This is a genomic window from Micromonospora sp. CNZ295, assembly GCF_004217535.1.
Window position 1 is genome coordinate 4,097,454 of record NZ_SHKZ01000001.1, and the last position, 17,043, is coordinate 4,114,496.

The window sequence follows — 17,043 nt, forward strand, 5'->3', positions numbered from 1 at the left end:
AGGCCCGGGCCACGCCGGGCCTCGCGTCGACGCTGCGGGCCGGGGACCCCGGCCGCGCCGGGCGGGCGCGGCCGGGGTGACCCGTCACGGGCAGGGCCGTCCCGCGCAGACGTCGATGACCTTGCCGGTGAGCAGGAACGTCGCCTTCTGCAACTGCGCGCCCGGCTGGGCGCGCGGGAACTCGTGCGAGTCCTCGCCGAACTCCGGCCCGAGCGGGGCGAGGTTCGTCGGCGGCGGCGCGTACGCGGCCCCGCTGTTCCAGATCACGATCGCCGAGCCGCGGTACGGGTAGGCCCGGATCGGCTTGATCCCCCAGTACGGCCGCACGTCGAGGGACCAGCCGTCGGCGAGGGCCGGGGTGTGCAGGCGGGCGCCGATGGTGCGCGCCTGCACCTCGGCTGCGGCGGGGGAGACCTGCTGGTCGCCGAAGGCCACGTGCATCAGCACCTGGTGCGCGGGGGTACCCGGCAGCGGCCGGTCGGTCATGTGCTGGGCGTACCCGTTGGCCTCGGACCGGTCCCACAGCATCTGCAGCAGCGCGAAGATCAGCTGCTGGTCGACCTTGGCCGGGTAGTACCCGTCCATGATCTGCTGGAAGGGCGCGAAGTCGACGCTGCGCTGCAGCAGCGTGGAGTAGTTCATCGCCGGCACGCCGAGCACCGACCGGGTCCAGTCCTGGGCGACGGCGGTGAGCGCGCCGCCGTTGATGCCGCCCTGGCTGTTGCCGTCGTAGTGCAACCCGCCCGCCACGTCGATCAGCGGTCGTCCGTCGGCGTCCTGGAACGCCGGGTCGGCGGCGAACCCGCCCCGGTGGATCATCGTCCGGCCCAGGAACAGGAAGTTCAGGAAGCTCTGCTGCAGCCGGTCGGCCACCGCGGGGAAGGCGCTGAGGTCGGTGAAGGCGCCGGCGACGTACGGGACGTCGGCGGCGGCCATCCCGATCCAGCTGGTGGCGCAGAAGGTGAAGTTGTGGGTGGCGGACATGGTCTTGACGTTGCCGGCGTTGATCTCGGTCGGGCGGCCGAGCAGGCCGTGGCCGTAGAGCGAGAGGTGCGCCGGGGCGGCGGCGGAGGCGCTGCGCGGGATGTTGCAGACGAAGTCCGCCTTCAGGGTCGCGCCGGACGGCGTGGGCGGGGCGTCCGCCCGGGGCGGCGTGCCGTCGCCGCCGGCCGGTCCGTAGTGCAGCCGCGAGCCCGGCCCGCCGTCGCCGGTCAGGTAGGACGGCACGTCGACGGTGCCGGTCACCTGCCGGGCGATCCGCGCGTCCTGCTGCTCCGGGTAGTCGGTCACCTGGGTGACGGTGAACGACGGCGCCGCCCGGCCCAGGTCGGCGAACGCGCCGTCGCGGACGGCCAGCATCCGTCCGGTCAGGCCCTGCCGGCTGGCCACAGTGAAGTCCCAGGCGAGGTGGAGGCTGTGCCGCTTGACGCCGACGCGGGTCAGCTCGGCGAGGATCCGCTTGACCCGCGGGCCCCGGTGGTCCCGTGGGCCGAGGCCGTTGCCGGTGACGTACCCGCGGAACGCGGCCGGCGCCGGGATCAGCCTGCCGTCGCCGTCGCGCATGCCGCGCAGCGCCACGACGTACCGGGTGCCCTCGGCCAGGGCGACGGCCGGCCGGATGATGAGCAACTGCCGGTCGGGCTGGCCGGCGGCGTGGGCGTCCAGCTCCGCCCAGTACGGGGTGCGCTGTCCGGTGGCCGTGTTGAGCAGCACGATCGGCGCGTCCGGCGCCAGCGAGCGGCCGATGTCGGTGACCGGGGCGATCCCGGTGGCCGTCGCGTCGAGGCCGGGCACGCGCACCAGGATCGGCGAGCCGGGGCTGAACCCGTCCTGCCGGTTCCACTCGGTCGGGTCGATCGGGACGCCCTGCACGTTGGCGGGCATGGCGGAGGCCGCGAACCGCACCCGCTTGCCGGTGGGACTGGTGCGGTCGGGCACGGTGAAGTAGTCGTTCGGGAACGGCAGCAGGCACGCCGTCGGGTCGATCGGGTCACAGGCGTCGTGCGCGGGGGGCGCCGGAGGTCCGGCGGCGGCGCCGGTACCGAGCAGTACGGCACCGGCGGTCACCAGCACGGACACGGCGAGACGGAGCCGTCTGGGGGTGGTCACACGCATCTCCTTTGACGGTGGACGAAGTGGACGGGTCCACGAGCCGATGCGCAGGGGTGGCACGTGGTCTTCTTCCTACGCCGATCAAGGAGTCTCGGCAAGGGTCCCGTCGTCCGGTACGGAGAGCAGGTCGAGGACGTCGGCCGGCCGGTGGGCCACCAGCGGCACGTCCCGCACGTCCGGGGAGGTGACGCCCCAGCGGGCGTGCACCGCGACCGCTCCCGCCGCCTCGGCGCAGGCGAGGTCCACCGCCGCGTCGCCGACGTACGCGGTCTCGGCGACGTCGACGCCGAGCCGCCGGCAGGCCAGCCGCAGCCCGTCCGGCGCGGGCTTCGGCGCGGCGACCTCGTCACCGCAGACCATGACCGGGAACCGCCGGTCGAGCCCGGTACCGGCGAGGACACGGCTGGCGGTGCGGCGGGTGGCGGCGGTGAAGACGCCGAGCCGACAGCCGGCCCGGCGGAGACCGTCGACCAGGTCGATGACGCCGGGAAAGGGCCGTACGTCGGGGACCGTGGCCTCGAAGCGGCGGTGGAAACACTCGACGTCCGAGGCGGTGACGGGCCGGCCCAGGAAATGGGCCAGCACCACCGGCGTGGAACCGATGTGCCAGGTGGCCACGACGGTGGCCGGCGAGACGTCCGGCCCGCCGAGGGCGCGGATCGTGTCGGCGTACACGGCCGGGGCGATGGTCATCGTGTCGACCAGGGTGCCGTCGAGGTCGAACACGACCGCGGCCGGGGCGACGCGGGGCGGCCGGGTCACGCCCGGGGTCCAGGTAGGCCGGAGAGGTGTTTGGTGATGCGTAGCAGCACGTGGCCCGGTGGCCCGGCGGCGAAGGCGGCGGTGTCCGCGAGCGCGGCGATCAGGGGCAGCCCACGGCCGCCGATGGTGAGCGGGGCGGGCAGGTCGGCGTCGAGCCCGGCGCCGTCGGGAACGTTGCCGCGGTTGCCGACCTCGAGCAGGCAGACGTCGTCGTCGATCACGATGGTCAGGTCGACCGTGCTGTCCGGGTCGGCGTGCAGCACCGCGTTGGCGCATGCCTCGGTGATCAGCACGGCGAGATGGCCACAGGCGTCCTCGGCGGCGTCGGTGAGGCTCAGCAGGGTGGTGAGCATCTGGCGGGCGCGGGTCACCGAGGACGGTTGCCGCGGGAGTGACAGCGTCATGGCCACGCGCATCGCGCAGTTCCTCCTCTGCCCGTTGCGTGACCACGCCGGACCACTGTGCCACACGCCAGCGCGCTGAAGCGGCCTGAACCGGATGTGACCATTACTACCCCGGGTTGCTGAGCGTCGTGTCGGCTCAACGTACGCCGGTCGGCGGCGGCCCGCTCGCCGGCAGCATAGGGTGAGCGGGGTCATGGGCGTGGGGAGGTTGTCGTGGATCTGCTGTTGTCGGTCCGGCCGGGCCGGGGCTGCACCGTGCTCGAGGTGCACGGCGAGCTGGACATGGCGACGTCCCCGCACCTGCGCGAGGGTCTGCAACAGGTGCTCGACGCCGGTGACCGCGAGGTGGTGGTGGACCTGGCCGGGGTGGGGTTCATGGACTCCAGCGCGCTCGGCGCGCTGGTGGTGATGTTCAAGGCGTTCCGGGCGGCCGGCGGCCGGCTGTGTCTCGCCGCGGTGCAGCCCGCCGTGCGCAGCGTCCTCACGGTCACCTCGGTGGACCGGGCGATCCGGGTCTATGACAGCGTGCCGGCGGCCGAAGCCGACGTGCCGTCCACCGACGACGCGAACGGCCGGTAGTCAGTCGGGCTGCCCGGTGCTGGCGCGCGTCGGGTCGGCACCCGCGCGGGTCCGCCGATCCTCGCTGTGCCCGCCGTGCCAGTCGAGGATGAGCAGGGTGGCGTCGTCGGCCAGGGTCGGGCCGCTGGCCTCGAGCACGGCATCGGCCAACGCCCGGACGGCCTCGCGTGGATGCAGACCGGTGATCGACCGCAACATGGCCGGTAGATCCAGGTTGGCGGCGTTGCGCTCGCGCATGCCGTCGGTGACCACCACCAGGCGGTCGCCCGGTCGCAGCGTGATCTCGCCGGCGCGGTAACCGCTCTCGGCGAACATGCCCAGCGGGTAGTTGGCCGGTAGCCGCAGCGTCCGGGTGTTCCCGTCGCGTACCAGCAGCGGCGGCACGTGCCCGGCGTTGACCAGCGCGCACCCGCCGGTGCGCAGGTCGAGCCGGCCGAGGACCGCGGTGAGGTAGCTGCCCGGCACGGCGGTGTGTCCGGCCACGTCGACATTCGCGGCCTCGGCCTGCTCCACCAGGCCGGCACCGCGGCGGCGGTTGTTACGCAGCCTGCCCACGCCCAGGGTGGCCGTCAGCGCGCTGGCCACCCCGTGGCCCATCGCGTCGGTGACGCTGAAGTGCAGCATGTCGCGGGCGAGGCTGTAGTCGAAGGTGTCCCCGCCGATACTGGCGGCGGGTTCGAGCCAGCCGGCCAGGGTGAACGCACTGCCCTCACAGGTGAACGAGCTGGGCAGCAGGCGGCGCTGGATCTCCGCCGAGAGGGTGAACGGGGTCGTGCGTTGCCCCCACTCGAACAGGTCGGTGTACCGCCGGTTGGCGATTACCACGTACGCCAGCACGTGCGCCGTGCGGGCGATCTCCGCCAGTGCCGGCGGCTCGGGTTCGTCCGGCAGGACCATCTCCAGCAGGCCGATCGCCTCGCCACGGTCGGTCACCGGCGCCAACACCGTCCACCCGTCCGGCTGCGCGACAACCTGCACGGTCTGGCTGCGGAGCGTCTGCTCGCCGGGGCCGCCGTCGAACGGCAGCACCGTGGCGACCTCGTCACCCTCCCGGCGTCCCGCACCGGCCCGGTCGAGCGGCACGTGAGCCAACCGGACCAGGGCCCGGCCGCTGAGGTCCGCGATCAGGAACGCGACGCTCCGGGCCGCCAGGGCCACACCGAGTTCCCGGGTGACCGCCTCGACCGCCTCAACCGGGGAAGCGTTCTCCGCCGCGTCCAACATATGAGCCATGATCCGCGCTCGACTGCTCGCCACCGTCGGAGCCTACGAGACGCGCCGGTCGATGGGCACGCGCGAACGTACGCCCGGTGCGTGTCGAGCGGGGCCGCCTCCTGACCGGCGACGTCCAGCTCGTGGGTCACTCACCGAGCGTAACGATCTTGGTGCGCGGGGTTTCCGGGTTTCCGGTGCTGGCGGCGGGCGTCCGGTTGCGGGTCGACTGCCGGGTTTACCGACCGTGATGGCTACAGCATGGCCACAACCGGCCAACTTGATCTAGGTTGGGCGGGGCCGATCGGGTAGCGTCCCCTGGCACACCGTCTTTGCACCAACACGGGCGACCCGGCACGGGTTGCCGACATCGGGGAGGGACACCGCAGTGAGGTTCCACAGCGCAGTCCGCAAGGCTGGCTTGATCGCGGCGATCGCCGCCCTCGCCGTGAGCGCGGGATGCGCCAAGAAGGATGAGGGCGAGGTCCAGGAGAGCGGCGTCAAGCTCATCGAGGCGGGCAAGCTGACCGTCTGCACCCACCTGCCGTACGCGCCGTTCCAGTCGAAGGACACCAGCGGCAAGGTCGTCGGGTTCGACGTCGACGTGATGGACCTGGTCGCCAAGGAGCTGGGCGTCGAGCAGTCGATCGTCGACACCCCGTTCGAGGGGATCAAGTCCGGCCAGGACCTGAACACCGGCAAGTGCGACGCGGCCGCCGCCGGCATGACCATCACCGAGGAGCGGCAGAAGGTGATGGACTTCTCCGACCCGTACTTCGACGCGACGCAGGCGCTGCTGGTCAAGACCGGCAAGCCGTACAAGTCGCTCGACGACCTCAAGGGCAAGAAGCTCGGCATCCAGGCGTCGACCACCGGCCGCGACTACGCCAAGAAGTACGAGCAGGAGAAGGGCCTGCAGCTCGTCGAGTTCGAGGACCTCGCCGCCCTGCAGCAGGCCCTCGCCAACGGCCAGATCGAGGGCGCCATCAACGACCTGCCGGTCTGGACCGAGTACATCAAGGAGAACCCGGGCGGGTTCGAGGTGACCGCCGAGTTCGACACCGGCGAGCAGTACGGCGTCTCGGTCAAGAAGGACGGCAACCCGGAGCTGCTCAAGAAGATCAACGAGGTGCTGGCCAAGGCCAAGCAGGACGGCACCTACGACGAGATCTACGAGAAGTGGATCGGCAAGCAGCCGGCCAAGTGATCGGACCTCGTGGCAGGAGGGCGCGCGCCCGGCGCGCGCCCTCCCCGTGGGCAAGGAGCATCCAACCGTGAAGCTGCGACGCCGCCAGCGCGAGCGGCTGTCCCTCTGGCTCCAGTACCTGGCCTTCCTCGCCGTCGTCGCCGTGGTGATCTACGCGGCGGACTGGGGCCGGCTGAAGGAAGCGTTCTTCCGCGTCGACATCATCCAGTCGATGTTCCCGACGGTCATCACCGTCGCGCTGCGCAACACGGTCCTCTACACCCTGGGCGCGTTCGCCTTCGGGCTCGTGTTCGGCACCCTGCTCGCGCTGATGCGGCTGTCCCGGGTGGCCCCGTACCGCTGGGTGGCCACCGCGTACATCGAGCTGTTCCGGGGTCTGCCCGCGCTGCTGGTGCTCTTCCTCGTCGGGTACGGCATCCCCATCGCCTTCCCCGAGCGGGAGATTCCGGGCGGCGTGTTCGGTTCGATCGCGATCGGTCTGGGGTTGACCGCGGCGGCGTACATGGCCGAGACCATCCGCGCCGGCATCCAGGCCGTCCCGAAGGGGCAGATGGAGGCGGCCCGTACCCTCGGCATGTCGCACTTCACCGCGATGCGCACCATCGTCATCCCGCAGGCGTTCCGGATCGTGATCCCGCCGCTGACGAACGAGCTCATCCTGCTCACCAAGGACTCGTCGCTCGCGTACGTCCTCGGCGTGACGGCGTCGACCATCGAGATCACCAAGTTCGGCCGGGACACGCTGAACGACCGGGTCAACGCCACCCCGCTGCTGGTCGCCGGCTTCACCTACCTGATCATCACCCTGCCCCTGTCGCAGGTGGTACGACGCCTCGAACTCCGCTACGCCAAGGCTCGGTGATCCACATGACGACCACTCCGTCCCGGCCCGCCGTCGAGATCCGCGACCTGCACAAGTCGTTCGGCCCGATCGAGGTGCTCAAGGGCATCGACTTCGAGGTCGGGCACGGCGAGGTCGTCTGCGTCATCGGGCCGTCCGGTTCCGGCAAGTCGACGCTGCTGCGCTGCGTCAACCTGCTGGAGGAGCCCACCGCCGGCAAGATCTGGGTCAACGGGGTCGAGATGACCGACCCGGACGTCGAGATCGACTCGGTACGCCGCGGCATCGGGATGGTCTTCCAGTCGTTCAACCTCTTCCCGCACCTGACCGTGCTGGAGAACCTCACCGTCGCCCAGCGCAAGGTGCTGCGGCGCGGCCGCGCCGAGGCCGAGCGGATCGCGCGGGAGAACCTCGACCGGGTCGGCCTGGCCGAGAAGGCCAAGGCGTTCCCGGCCCAGCTCTCCGGCGGGCAGCAGCAGCGGGTGGCGATCGCCCGCTCGCTGTCGATGGAGCCCAAGCTGATGCTCTTCGACGAGCCGACCTCGGCCCTCGACCCGGAACTCGTCGGCGACGTGCTCACCGTCATGCGAACGCTCGCCGAGGAGGGCATGACGATGATGGTGGTCACCCACGAGATGGCGTTCGCCCGCGACGTCGCCGACCGCGTCGTGTTCATGGACGGCGGCGTCGTGGTCGAGCAGGGGCCGCCCCAGGAGGTGCTCGGCGCGCCCCGGCACGAACGGACCCGCTCCTTCCTGTCCCGGGTCCTCGACCCGACACACGTCGCGCAGCTCGGCGAGCCGGAACAGTCCCCGGAGCCGCCGGAGCCGCCGCGCCTGCCGGCCGACGACCGCCACAACCTGTGACCCTGCCGGCCGCCGCGGACGCGGCCAGCGGCCGCCGGTGTCGCCCTCACGCCGCGGGCGGCACCGCGAAGACCCCGTCCCCGCGGCCGATCTCCGCTATGCCCACGTACTCGTTGACCAGGAAGGGCGCGGCCCCGGCCGAGATCTCGCGGTCCGCGCCGGTGCGGGCGTCGAGCACCAGGGGACCGTTCTCCGTCGTGCCGTACACCGCGCCGTGCCAGGCCGCGGTGACGGCGGGGGCGATGCGGTTGGCCTTCTCGTCCGGCAGCCGCCACACTTCTTCGCCGGTCTTCGTGTCCATGGCGAACAGCAGCGGGCCGGAACACACGGTTATCGAGACCTGGTCGAACCGGCAGGTGTAGTCGAGCGTGGTGCGCGCCGGCTGCGGCTCACCGGCGCCGGTGCGGACGTCGGCGAACCGGTAGTAGCCCTTGCGGTAGTCCCGGCCGTCCACTCCGATGATCAGCAGGCGGCCGGGGCCGGCCGACTGTACGCGCAGCCGGGACGTGCTGGTTTCGGCGTCCGACCACTGTTCGCCGCCGTCGGCGATCCGGATCGCCATCGCCTTCCTGAAGTGCCGGCCCTCTTGCGCGACCCCGATCGCGAGGCCGTCCTCCACCACGGTGACGTGGAAGTCCTCCCGCTGCCAGCGCACCTTGCCGGTCTGCGGATCGATGCCGTAGACGGTGCCGCCCGTGCCGTAGGCGTCGAGGCCGCCGTTGAGGAGCAGCATCTCGTCGGAGGCGGCCACGACCGCGGGGCTGCCGGCGTAGACGGGGACCTCCACCGAGAACAGTTCCTTCCCGTCCTCCGCCGCCACCGCGTGGATCTCCAACGCCGGGCGGGACGGGGTCGTGCCGCTGCCCGGAACGGTCACCCCGAAGGGCACCAGGACGGCCGGTACGCCGCCCACCTCGGCCAGCAGCGGCCGGTGGGAGTGGGACGTCCACGGCTCCCGGTGACCCGTCACCGTGCCCACGATCTGCCCGGTGCTCGTGTCCACCCGCAGCAGCCCCTGCCTGGTGGGGACGTAGAGGGTGGTCTTGTAGAGCACCCCGGGCGGGTCTCGCCGAGCCTCGGCGAGCACCGCCACCTCGTCCGGCAGCCGTACGGCCGCCGCGGGATCGAACCGGGTCGGTGGATCGAACGTGCGCCGTTGCGGCTGGCTCGTCCCCGGCGAACCGGTTGCCGGGTCCGCGCCGGCATCAGGGGGGTTGTCGCACCCGGCTACCAGCAGTCCCGTCAGGATCGCGGTCGCCATCAGGAGCGACCGCCGTGTCCGTGGGTCCATGCGTCGCTCCCTTCGACCGGCCCCCAGGGGGCCATCGGGCGGAGTCGGTCGCGCTGCCAGCCGCCCGGCACGCCGTGCCGCGATGGACGACGGCCGAACGGCTTCCAACCTGCTCAGGTAGGCGGGACACCCGAGTCCGGCGGTCGACGACTCCGCTGTGGACAGACTACTGCCGCGGGTGCCGCGACGAACATCGTCGATGTGGTTGGTGCTGGCCTGGAGCGGATCTGCGGTCGTCTCGCCGTGGTGCCACCACCTGCCCGGCGCCCACCTTCGGGACGTGCGAGGATCGCGCTCGAGGTCGGACCGCGCGGGAGCAGGAGACACGGACGATGCCGAAGGCCTACTGGATCAACACGTTCCGGTCGATCACGGACCAGGACAAGCTGGCGGCGTACATCGAGCTGGCCGGGCCGGCGATGCGGGCCGCCGGCGGGGCGTTCCTGGCGCGCGGTCTGCCCGCCGCCGCCTTCGAGTCCGGCGTGGTGGAGCGCACCACGCTGATCGAGTTCGACAGCGTCGAGGCGGCGATCGCCGCGTACCAGAGCCCTGGCTACCAGGAGGCGCTGCGCGCTCTCGACGACGGCGCCGAGCGCGACCTCCGCATCATCGAAGCCGCTTCCTGACCGGCCCACCCCACCATCTTGGCGATCTTGCCCTGCCGCCCGGCCGAAACCTCAGGATCGGCGCGGCGCGGGCCGGTCAGGGGAGGGCGGGGTCGGGGTTGCGGGCGGCGAGTCGGCGGGCGGCTTCGGTCAGGCGGTTGCGGCTGGAGCTCGCGGCCAGCGCGGCCAGGCCGGGCAGGTCGGCCGCCGGGCCGCCGGCCGGAGCGGCGTTGGCGGCGAGGTCGACGAGGTCGGCCAGACCCGTCCGCGGCCCGGCCGGCAGCAGGACCGCCAGCGCCGCCGAGACCACCCGCCAGACCGCGTCGCGAGCGCCGGCCCGGTGGGCCTCGGTCAGCGGCTGGACCACCCGCTGCAGCACGATCCGGCCCGCCCCGGCGAGGCCTCCGATCTCGGAACCGACGCCGGTGCTGTCCCAGTCGGGGCGCGCGGCGAGTGTGCTGAGCGCGTCGCCGGCGGCCAGGCGCACCGTCTGTCGGTGGTTGGCGAGCGCGTACGCCAGGGTCGACGACATCGCCGGGCCGGCCGGGCCGTCGGCGGCCGCGAGCCCGGCGAGGAAGGCGGAGCCGAGGTTGCCCTGATCCACCATGGCGGCCAGGTACGGCTGGACGTGCGCGGCGATCGCCTCACGGTGTGACGGTGCGACCATCGGCCACAGCGCCAGGGCGGGGATCGGCCGGACCGTCCGGGCCCGTTCCCGAGCGCCGCGCGGATCGGCGAGTTCCGCCGGAAGGCCGGCCGGGTCCAGCATCGCGACACTCCGGCCACCCGCCTCCTCGATCCAGGTCTTCGGCTCGACTTCGGTCGCCAGCCAGGCGGCGAACCGGCGGCCCGCCGGCGAGACCAGGCGGGTGGCGGCCGTCCGGACGGCGCCGTCCACCTCGCGGGGCAGGCGCAGGACGGCCTGCGTCAGGTCGGCCTCCCCGGGTTGCCAGCCGTCCCGTTCGGCCTGCTGGAGAAGGTCGAGCACCCGGACCGGGTCGACGTGTCCGGCGACCGTGGCCGGCGTGGCCAGCAGCGCGGCCGGTGGGGCGCTGACCAGCCGCGCGGTGAGTTCGGTGACCCGGCGTTCCACGAACACCGTCACCGGATGCGGTTCGGGCCGGTGCCACGTGTGGTGCCATCCCGGATCCGGCGGCGCGTCGCGGCCGATGGCGGCGGCGACGAGGGACGGCCAGAGCCCGGGCCACTGCGGAAGCAACGGCGCCAGCACCCGCGCGGCCTCGGCCCGGTCCGCGCGTGCCGCCCGCGCCAGCCCGTCGAGCACCAACTCGTGCCGGACCGGATCGTCGTCACCGCGGCGCAGCAGGATCGCCAGTTCGCCGGCGAGTGCGCCGAGGTCCAGCGGTGGCGGCAGCTCGGCGGGTGGCTCCGCGACGAGTCGGGGAGCCGGTGCGGGGGCCGGCGCCGGTGCGCCGAGCAGCGCGGCGAGTCGTTGCGCCACGACACCCTCGAGCGCGGGAACCTCGGCCCGCAGCCGTCCGCGGGCCGCCTCCGACAGCGTCGGCAGTCGCGTCTGGACGAGGTCGGCGGTTCGTGCGGCGAGCTCGGGCACCGGATGGTGCAGCCCGACCAGCACGCCGTCCACCAGGTGCTCCAGAGGGAGCTTGCGCAACCAGGCGAGGTGGGCGCGGACGAGCTTCTTCTCCTGGCGGGACAGCATGCTGACGGTGATCTCGGTCAGCGTGGCCCGGTCCAGCTCGCTCGCCCGGTGCAGCGCCTGCAGCGACGTGTACGCGAACTCGGCGACCGTCGACATCGGAGCCGTCAGCAGGCCGGTGAGCTCCTGCCGGTGGCCGGCCAGCTCGTCGACGCCCGGCTCGAGCTGCTTGAGCAGGTCGAGGTACGGCTGCAGCAGTGCCTTGCGCCCGCCGGTGCGCAGGCGGCGCAGGCAGCCCGCGATGAGCACGGCGCGGTCGACCCGCCCGGCGGCGGTCAGTTCCAGCAGCGCCGGGGGCCAGGCCCGGCTGGCCACCCCGGTGGCGAACTCGACGGCGACCCGATCCTCGTCGAAGAGGTAGGGCAGGACGTGGTCCAGCCACGGGTCGGCGGCGAGGAACGAGGCGAGGGCTGGCCGGGGCGTGGCCACGTACTGTGCGACCGCGTGGGCCGTGTCCGGGGGCCCGGCGTCCACGGCACGCATGAGCGCCTCGGTGAAGGGCCACCGGTTCGGCCAGCGGCGGACCCGGGACCGCCGCATCATGCCGCGGGCCAGGGCCGCACCCCAGGTCGCCCCGCGTACGCGCAGCAGCGCCGGCACGATCTCGGCCTCGGCCCGCAGCGACGGGCCGGCGGACCACGGCCGGTGCAGGCGTTTGACCGCGTCGGTGGCCGTCGGCGCGCACGCCACGACGGCCAGCGCGTGGGCGGCGTGCCGACGTTCGGTCAGCCGCTTGGCGGCTTCGGCCGCCTGCCATTCGAGGCGGAACTTCTCGCGATCCCACCGGCGCTCCCGCTCGCGTGCCCGCTGGCGGCGCAGGTGCGCCATGATGCCCGCCGGATCGCGGGGCGGCGGTCCGTCGTTCGGGGACCAGAAGAAGGCGAAGCCGCCGGAGGTCGGCAGTTCCGGCTCGGGCTCGGGTTCCAGCGGCGGCGGGACGACCGGCTCCGGCTCGGCACCGGCCGGGGTGTGCGCCTCCAGCGCCGGCAGCAACGCCGCCCGCCCGGCGGCGTCCAGACCGGCCAGAACCTCGGCGAGCGCGTCGACGTCCGCGTCGTGGATCCGCGCGAACACGTCGCGCCGGATGTCGGTCCGGTCAGTCATCCTGCTGTCCCGCCTGCTCGACGACGAGGGCCGCCACGACGTGCTTGCACGGCCCGCGCCGGCCCTGGTGCTCGACCCACCAGGCGCAGGTGCAGGCGTACTCGTCGCCGCGCCGGTGCACCAGGTACCTGGACTCGCCGGAGGTCACCTCGACACCGGCCGCGGTCCGCCGCACGCCGCCGGACGCGGTCAGGATCCGGGCCGCGGCGAGCCGGGGATGGAGCGCGGCGACCAGATCGGCCCGGTACGGCAGCGGGCGGTGGAACGACGACGCCTCCGCCACGTCGTACCCGACCTGGCCGGCGGTGGCCAGCGCGGCGAGGGCGGAGCTGGCCCGCGCGGCGTCCCAGCCGGTACGCGCGGCGACCGAGGCACGGTCGATGACCGGATCGGTGGCCAGCAGCGCGGCCAGCGCGTCGGCGTCGGTGACGGCCGACCCGGACCCGAGGTCGGTCAGCAACTGACCGTCGCCGGCGAAGCCCTCGCTCGCGGCCGCGGACAGCAGGAGCGTGAACCGGGCCGTGCCGAAGCCCAGCACCCAGCCGCTTACCTGGGCGGATGCGCCGTTCACCGGCGGTGCGAAGAGGGTCACCGTCCGGGCCAGGGGGAGCAGCGGCCGCAGCACCGACAGCCGGAACCCGTCGGCGGCGCAGACGGCACCGGGCACCGGCCGGGTGGTGGACCGCCATCCGGAGCCGGCCGCCACCAGCCAGCGGGACTGCCGGCCGGTGCGCGCCGACAGCTCGGTCAGCAGCGCGACGGCGCGGGCGGCGTGGATCTCCAGTCGCGGGTCCATCGGCAGGGCGTGCGCCGCCACCTCGGCCAGGCCGCGTAGCCACCGGGTCGGCAGCGGCACCCGTTTCTCGACGATCCGGCCGTCGAGCGTCGACACGGCCAGTTCGTCCTCGCCCACCGCGACCCGCAACGGATCCTCGCCGCCGACCCGGGTCAGCGCCTCGTACAGGGGTGGGTTGATGTCCACGTTGGTGGTGCCGCGCCCCACCGGTGCGCCGTCGAGCTCCGCGGCGGTGAGGTCGAGCCGCCCGTACAGGCCACCGCAGGTCGACAGCGCCTCGAAGCGCAGCCGTTCGCCGTCGCCGGTGACCACCGGGTCGCGGCCGCGCGCCGGGTCCCGGGCCGGCCGGAAGTTCGCGCCGGCGATGTCCGCCAGCGCCAGCAGGCCGCCGGCGACCACCCGCGGCGTACGCAGGAAACCGGCGAAGATGCGCTGTTCGTCGACCCGGTCGGGTGCCGACGTGGCGAGGGCCAGCCTGCCGTCGGCCAGCGCCGACGGGCGCCGGTAGATGCGGGTGTCCACGGCGGACGCGGTCGCACTCACCTCGCGGGTCCCTCCGTTGGTGCCGGCGGATGATCACGCGAATGGTGCCATGGGACGGGAGCTCACGCTGCCCCGTGACGCGAACCCACGCCCTGCGGGGCCCTGGTCGGCGGCGTCGTGACCGGGGCGGGGGCTCCATTCGCCGGAGGTGGGCGGACCCCGTCATCGGCGACCACGGCGGTCCGTTCCACGACAAGCGGGACGTACCTGGACAGGCTAAGCCGGGTTCGCCGCGCGGTGATCGGCCGTTTGCCGCCGGGAGCCAGGGGTAGCCAGCCCTGTCCGGAGGGGAGGACGGGTGCATGGTCGAGCTGCAGTTCTTCGAGAAGGTGGCCGCGCGGGCGGGCGTTCCGTCGGACACGGCGAGGTCGCTGACCGAGGCCACGCTGCGGACCCTCGCCGAGCGGATCAGCGGCGGTGAGGCGGCGGACCTGGCCGATCGCGTGCCGTACGAACTCCGCGATCTTTTGATCAAGGGCACGGAGGAGCCGGAGGCGTTCGGGTACGACGAGTTCCTGCAACGGGTGGCCCTACGCGCGGGCGTGGACCGCTACTCCGCCGAGATCGGCGCGCGGGCGGTCCTGCAGACCCTGCCCCGCCCGGTCGGGCGCGCCGAGTTCCAGGAGGCGATGGCGCAGTTGCCGAGGGAGATCCGCGCCCTGGCGACGCCGGTGCCCCGTGAGCCCTGACCGGCCTGCGACCGGAAGGATGACCAGTGGACTACGCCGAGTTCCTCGAGGCGGTGGGGAAGCGGGCCGGGCTGCTGCCGGCGGAGGCGGCCATCCTCACCCGGGCCACGCTCACGACCCTGTCGGAGCGGCTCAGCGGCGACGAGGCCGGCGACGTGGCCGGGCAGCTCCCGGAGGAGCTCCGTGGGTGCTTCCGCAAGGGCGTGGACTTCGCGGAACCGCTCGACCTCGTGCAGTTCCGCAGCGAGATCGGGGCCCGGGCGGGAATGGACGGCGAGCGGGCCGGTGAGGCCGCCCGAGCGGTGCTGACGACCCTCCACGAGGCGGTGAGCGCCGACGAGGCCGCGGACCTGGAAGCCGAGCTGCCGAGGGACATCCGGGCACTGCTCCATCCGGCCGGCGACGGCGAGGCGTGACCGGGCCGGTCAGGCGCCGTGGGCGAACAGGGCCAGGCGTACCCGGTTCGGGCTGCCGGTCTTCGTCATCAGGCTGGTGATGTGGGTCTTGACCGTCGTGACGCCGATGTGGAGGCGCTCGGCGATCTCCGCGTTGGACAGGCCCTCGGCGACGAGATCCAGCACCTCCTGCTCGCGGGCGGTCAGCCCGTCGACCGGCCGGGGCGCCCCGGCGCGGGCGTGCACCGCGCGCTGCACCAGGCGCCGCAGGACATCCGTGCTGAACGGGCTGCCGCCGGTCGCGGCCCGCCGGATGCCGTCCAGCAGGTCCGTCGGCGGGGCGTCCTTGAGGAGGAACCCGCACGCGCCGGCGCCCAGCGCCGGGTAGAGGTGGTCGTCGTCGCCGAAGGTGGTCAGCACCACGACCCGCGTGCCGGGCCGCTCGGCGAGGATCCGGCTGGTCGCGGTGATCCCGTCGACACCCGGCATGCGCAGATCCATCACGACGACGTCGGGGACGAGCCGCGCGGCGAGCGAGATCGCCTCCCGGCCGTTGTCGGCCTCGCCGACGACCTCGATGTCGGGCTGGGCCTCGCACAGCATGCGCAGGCCCGCGCGGATCAGGTGCTGGTCGTCGACCAGCAGGACGCGGATCATGCCGGCCCCACCGGACCCCGCGGCCCCACCGGCCCGAGCGGCCCCACCGGGCCCCTCGGCTCCGGCGTCGGCGAGGGCGGCACCGTTCCGGCGGCGGGCGCCGGCACGGCGGCCGGGGCCGGCAGGACGGTACGCACCCGCCAGCCCGAGCCGGTCGGGCCGGCCTCCAACCGGCCGCCGAGCACCTCGACGCGCTCGCGCATCCCGGTGATGCCGTGGCCGCCGCCGGACGGCATCACCGCCGGCACCCGGCCCCGGCCGTCGTCCACGACCGACCAGTGGACGGCCCCGTCGACCACCCGGACCGACAGGCGCGCCAGCGCGGACGTGCCGGCGTGCTTGGCCACGTTGGTCAGCGCCTCCTGGGTCAGCCGTAGCACCGCGAGACCCCGCACCGCGTCGAGCGACACGATCCCCGGGTCGATCTCGGCCTCGACGGCGACACCGGCCCGCCGGGCCCGGTCGACCGCCGCGCCGAGCGCCGCCGGAAGCGCCGACGGCTCGATCGCGGTCAGCGCCGCGTCGCCGCGTACCCCATCGGGGTCGCGCAGGACCGCGACCAACCGGCGCAGGTCGGCCAGCGCGGCCGTGCCGGTGCCGTGCACGTCGTCGAACACCTCGGCCACCCGCGGATCCAGATCGGTCAGCACGTGCCGGGCCACCCCGATCCGCAGCACCATCGACGCCACGTGGTGGGCGACCACGTCGTGCAGCTCGCGGGCGATCGCGCTGCGTTCGTCGGCCCGCGCGGCCCGGCTCTCCGACTCGCGCCGGCTCCGGTCCGCCGCCGCCCGCTCCTCGGCCTGCCGGGCCAGCTCCTGGGTGGTCCGGATGACCAGGCCGAGCAGCAGCGGGATGCCGACCTCCACCAGCAGGCCGAAGACGCCGGAGAGGACCCGCCGCAGCGGGTCCCCGATCGAGTCGGTCAGGTCGACCACGGCCAGCAGCCCGGCGGCCAGCCAGATCGTCCGCCGCCGGTCCGTCCGCATGGTCAGCTCGAACAGCGCCCAGCTGGCGCCCACCTGGTTGATCGTGAGGTCGTCGATCAGGCAGATCGCCACCGCCAGCAGCGCCGTCTGCACCAGCAGGTTGACCAGCACCCGACGGTGGAACGCCAACCCGGCGGCGAACGCCGGCACCGCGAGGGCCCACTGGGTGCCGGTCGGCGGCACCCCGTCGTGGCCGCTGAGGACCAGGTAGCCGACGCCGCTGAGGTCGAGCAGGAGCATCCGTACGAGGCTGTCGCGCGCGTCGAACAGCCGGCCCGCCCACCCCATGGGATCAGCCTAGGCGCTGCGGACC

General features: G+C 73.6%; 16 protein-coding genes. 7 read left to right on the forward strand and 9 right to left on the reverse strand.

Annotated features, from left to right (window positions below; all coding sequences use genetic code 11):
- Window positions 1-84: 84 nt before the first annotated feature.
- From EV376_RS19180 to EV376_RS19190, 3 genes are all read right to left on the reverse strand, one after another.
- Window positions 85-2,109, reverse strand: coding sequence for a hypothetical protein (locus tag EV376_RS19180; protein WP_130325161.1), 2,025 nt, complete (start codon window positions 2,107-2,109; stop codon window positions 85-87).
- 84 nt (window positions 2,110-2,193) lie between these two features.
- Window positions 2,194-2,874: an HAD-IA family hydrolase gene (locus tag EV376_RS19185; protein ID WP_207228218.1), complete on the reverse strand. Its 681-nt coding sequence runs from the start codon at window positions 2,872-2,874 to the stop codon at window positions 2,194-2,196.
- The gene (locus EV376_RS19190; protein ID WP_165438032.1) at window positions 2,871-3,290 is read right to left on the reverse strand and encodes an ATP-binding protein; all 420 of its coding nucleotides are present in this window, start codon (window positions 3,288-3,290) and stop codon (window positions 2,871-2,873) included. Before EV376_RS19190 ends, EV376_RS19185 begins: the two co-directional genes overlap by 4 nt.
- 201 nt (window positions 3,291-3,491) lie before the next feature.
- Here EV376_RS19190 and EV376_RS19195 point away from each other — a divergent pair, with 201 nt between their 5' ends.
- Window positions 3,492-3,857 carry an STAS domain-containing protein gene (locus EV376_RS19195; RefSeq protein ID WP_130325165.1) on the forward strand — a complete coding sequence of 122 codons (366 nt, stop codon included), beginning with the start codon at window positions 3,492-3,494 and terminating at the stop codon, window positions 3,855-3,857.
- Here the strand turns inward: EV376_RS19195 and EV376_RS19200 are convergent, their stop codons facing one another.
- Window positions 3,858-5,114: a PP2C family protein-serine/threonine phosphatase gene (locus tag EV376_RS19200; RefSeq protein WP_486482697.1), complete on the reverse strand. Its 1,257-nt coding sequence runs from the start codon at window positions 5,112-5,114 to the stop codon at window positions 3,858-3,860.
- Window positions 5,115-5,457: 343 nt separating this feature from the next.
- Here EV376_RS19200 and EV376_RS19205 point away from each other — a divergent pair, with 343 nt between their 5' ends.
- From EV376_RS19205 to EV376_RS19215, 3 genes are all read left to right on the forward strand, one after another.
- Window positions 5,458-6,276: a basic amino acid ABC transporter substrate-binding protein gene (locus EV376_RS19205; RefSeq protein ID WP_130325167.1), complete on the forward strand. Its 819-nt coding sequence runs from the start codon at window positions 5,458-5,460 to the stop codon at window positions 6,274-6,276.
- A 67-nt stretch (window positions 6,277-6,343) separates the two neighbouring features.
- Window positions 6,344-7,138, forward strand: coding sequence for an amino acid ABC transporter permease (locus tag EV376_RS19210; RefSeq protein WP_130325169.1), 795 nt, complete (start codon window positions 6,344-6,346; stop codon window positions 7,136-7,138).
- A 5-nt stretch (window positions 7,139-7,143) separates the two neighbouring features.
- The gene (locus tag EV376_RS19215) at window positions 7,144-7,983 is read left to right on the forward strand and encodes an amino acid ABC transporter ATP-binding protein (RefSeq protein ID WP_130325171.1); all 840 of its coding nucleotides are present in this window, start codon (window positions 7,144-7,146) and stop codon (window positions 7,981-7,983) included.
- A 46-nt stretch (window positions 7,984-8,029) separates the two neighbouring features.
- On the opposite strand, the gene EV376_RS19220 is transcribed toward EV376_RS19215, so the two are convergent.
- A complete protein-coding gene (locus EV376_RS19220; RefSeq protein ID WP_130325173.1) occupies window positions 8,030-9,274 on the reverse strand; it encodes an outer membrane protein assembly factor BamB family protein in 1,245 nt (414 codons plus the stop codon).
- A gap of 332 nt (window positions 9,275-9,606) precedes the next feature.
- Between EV376_RS19220 and EV376_RS19225 the strand changes: the two genes are divergently transcribed.
- On the forward strand, window positions 9,607-9,900 hold the full coding sequence (locus tag EV376_RS19225) for a DUF1330 domain-containing protein (protein WP_130325175.1): 294 nt from the start codon (window positions 9,607-9,609) through the stop codon (window positions 9,898-9,900).
- A gap of 76 nt (window positions 9,901-9,976) precedes the next feature.
- Here the strand turns inward: EV376_RS19225 and EV376_RS19230 are convergent, their stop codons facing one another.
- A complete protein-coding gene (locus tag EV376_RS19230; protein ID WP_130325177.1) occupies window positions 9,977-12,661 on the reverse strand; it encodes a DUF6493 family protein in 2,685 nt (894 codons plus the stop codon).
- A complete protein-coding gene (locus EV376_RS19235) occupies window positions 12,654-14,000 on the reverse strand; it encodes an SWIM zinc finger family protein (protein ID WP_130325178.1) in 1,347 nt (448 codons plus the stop codon). The genes EV376_RS19230 and EV376_RS19235 overlap by 8 nt, the downstream gene beginning before the upstream one ends.
- Window positions 14,001-14,302: 302 nt before the next feature.
- Here EV376_RS19235 and EV376_RS19240 point away from each other — a divergent pair, with 302 nt between their 5' ends.
- Window positions 14,303-14,689, forward strand: a complete 387-nt coding sequence (locus EV376_RS19240) for a DUF2267 domain-containing protein (protein WP_130325180.1) — start codon at window positions 14,303-14,305, stop codon at window positions 14,687-14,689.
- 26 nt (window positions 14,690-14,715) lie between these two features.
- Window positions 14,716-15,105, forward strand: coding sequence for a DUF2267 domain-containing protein (locus EV376_RS19245; protein WP_130325182.1), 390 nt, complete (start codon window positions 14,716-14,718; stop codon window positions 15,103-15,105).
- A 9-nt stretch (window positions 15,106-15,114) separates the two neighbouring features.
- Here EV376_RS19245 and EV376_RS19250 read toward each other — a convergent pair whose 3' ends face one another.
- Both EV376_RS19250 and EV376_RS19255 read right to left on the reverse strand, forming a co-directional pair.
- Window positions 15,115-15,741: a response regulator transcription factor gene (locus EV376_RS19250; RefSeq protein WP_130325184.1), complete on the reverse strand. Its 627-nt coding sequence runs from the start codon at window positions 15,739-15,741 to the stop codon at window positions 15,115-15,117.
- Window positions 15,738-17,018: a histidine kinase gene (locus tag EV376_RS19255; RefSeq protein ID WP_130325186.1), complete on the reverse strand. Its 1,281-nt coding sequence runs from the start codon at window positions 17,016-17,018 to the stop codon at window positions 15,738-15,740. The genes EV376_RS19250 and EV376_RS19255 overlap by 4 nt, the downstream gene beginning before the upstream one ends.
- Window positions 17,019-17,043: the final 25 nt, after the last annotated feature.

Bases quoted from the DNA above. Each gene is read 5' to 3' on its own strand.
- EV376_RS19190 (WP_165438032.1), bottom strand. From the start codon at position 3,290: ATGCGCGTGGCCATGACGCTGTCACTCCCGCGGCAACCGTCCTCGGTG.
- EV376_RS19215 (WP_130325171.1), top strand. From the start codon at position 7,144: ATGACGACCACTCCGTCCCGGCCCGCCGTCGAGATCCGCGACCTGCAC.
- EV376_RS19220 (WP_130325173.1), bottom strand. From the start codon at position 9,274: ATGGACCCACGGACACGGCGGTCGCTCCTGATGGCGACCGCGATCCTG.
- EV376_RS19225 (WP_130325175.1), top strand. From the start codon at position 9,607: ATGCCGAAGGCCTACTGGATCAACACGTTCCGGTCGATCACGGACCAG.
- EV376_RS19230 (WP_130325177.1), bottom strand. From the start codon at position 12,661: ATGACTGACCGGACCGACATCCGGCGCGACGTGTTCGCGCGGATCCAC.
- EV376_RS19240 (WP_130325180.1), top strand. From the start codon at position 14,303: ATGGTCGAGCTGCAGTTCTTCGAGAAGGTGGCCGCGCGGGCGGGCGTT.
- EV376_RS19250 (WP_130325184.1), bottom strand. From the start codon at position 15,741: ATGATCCGCGTCCTGCTGGTCGACGACCAGCACCTGATCCGCGCGGGC.
- EV376_RS19255 (WP_130325186.1), bottom strand. From the start codon at position 17,018: ATGGGGTGGGCGGGCCGGCTGTTCGACGCGCGCGACAGCCTCGTACGG.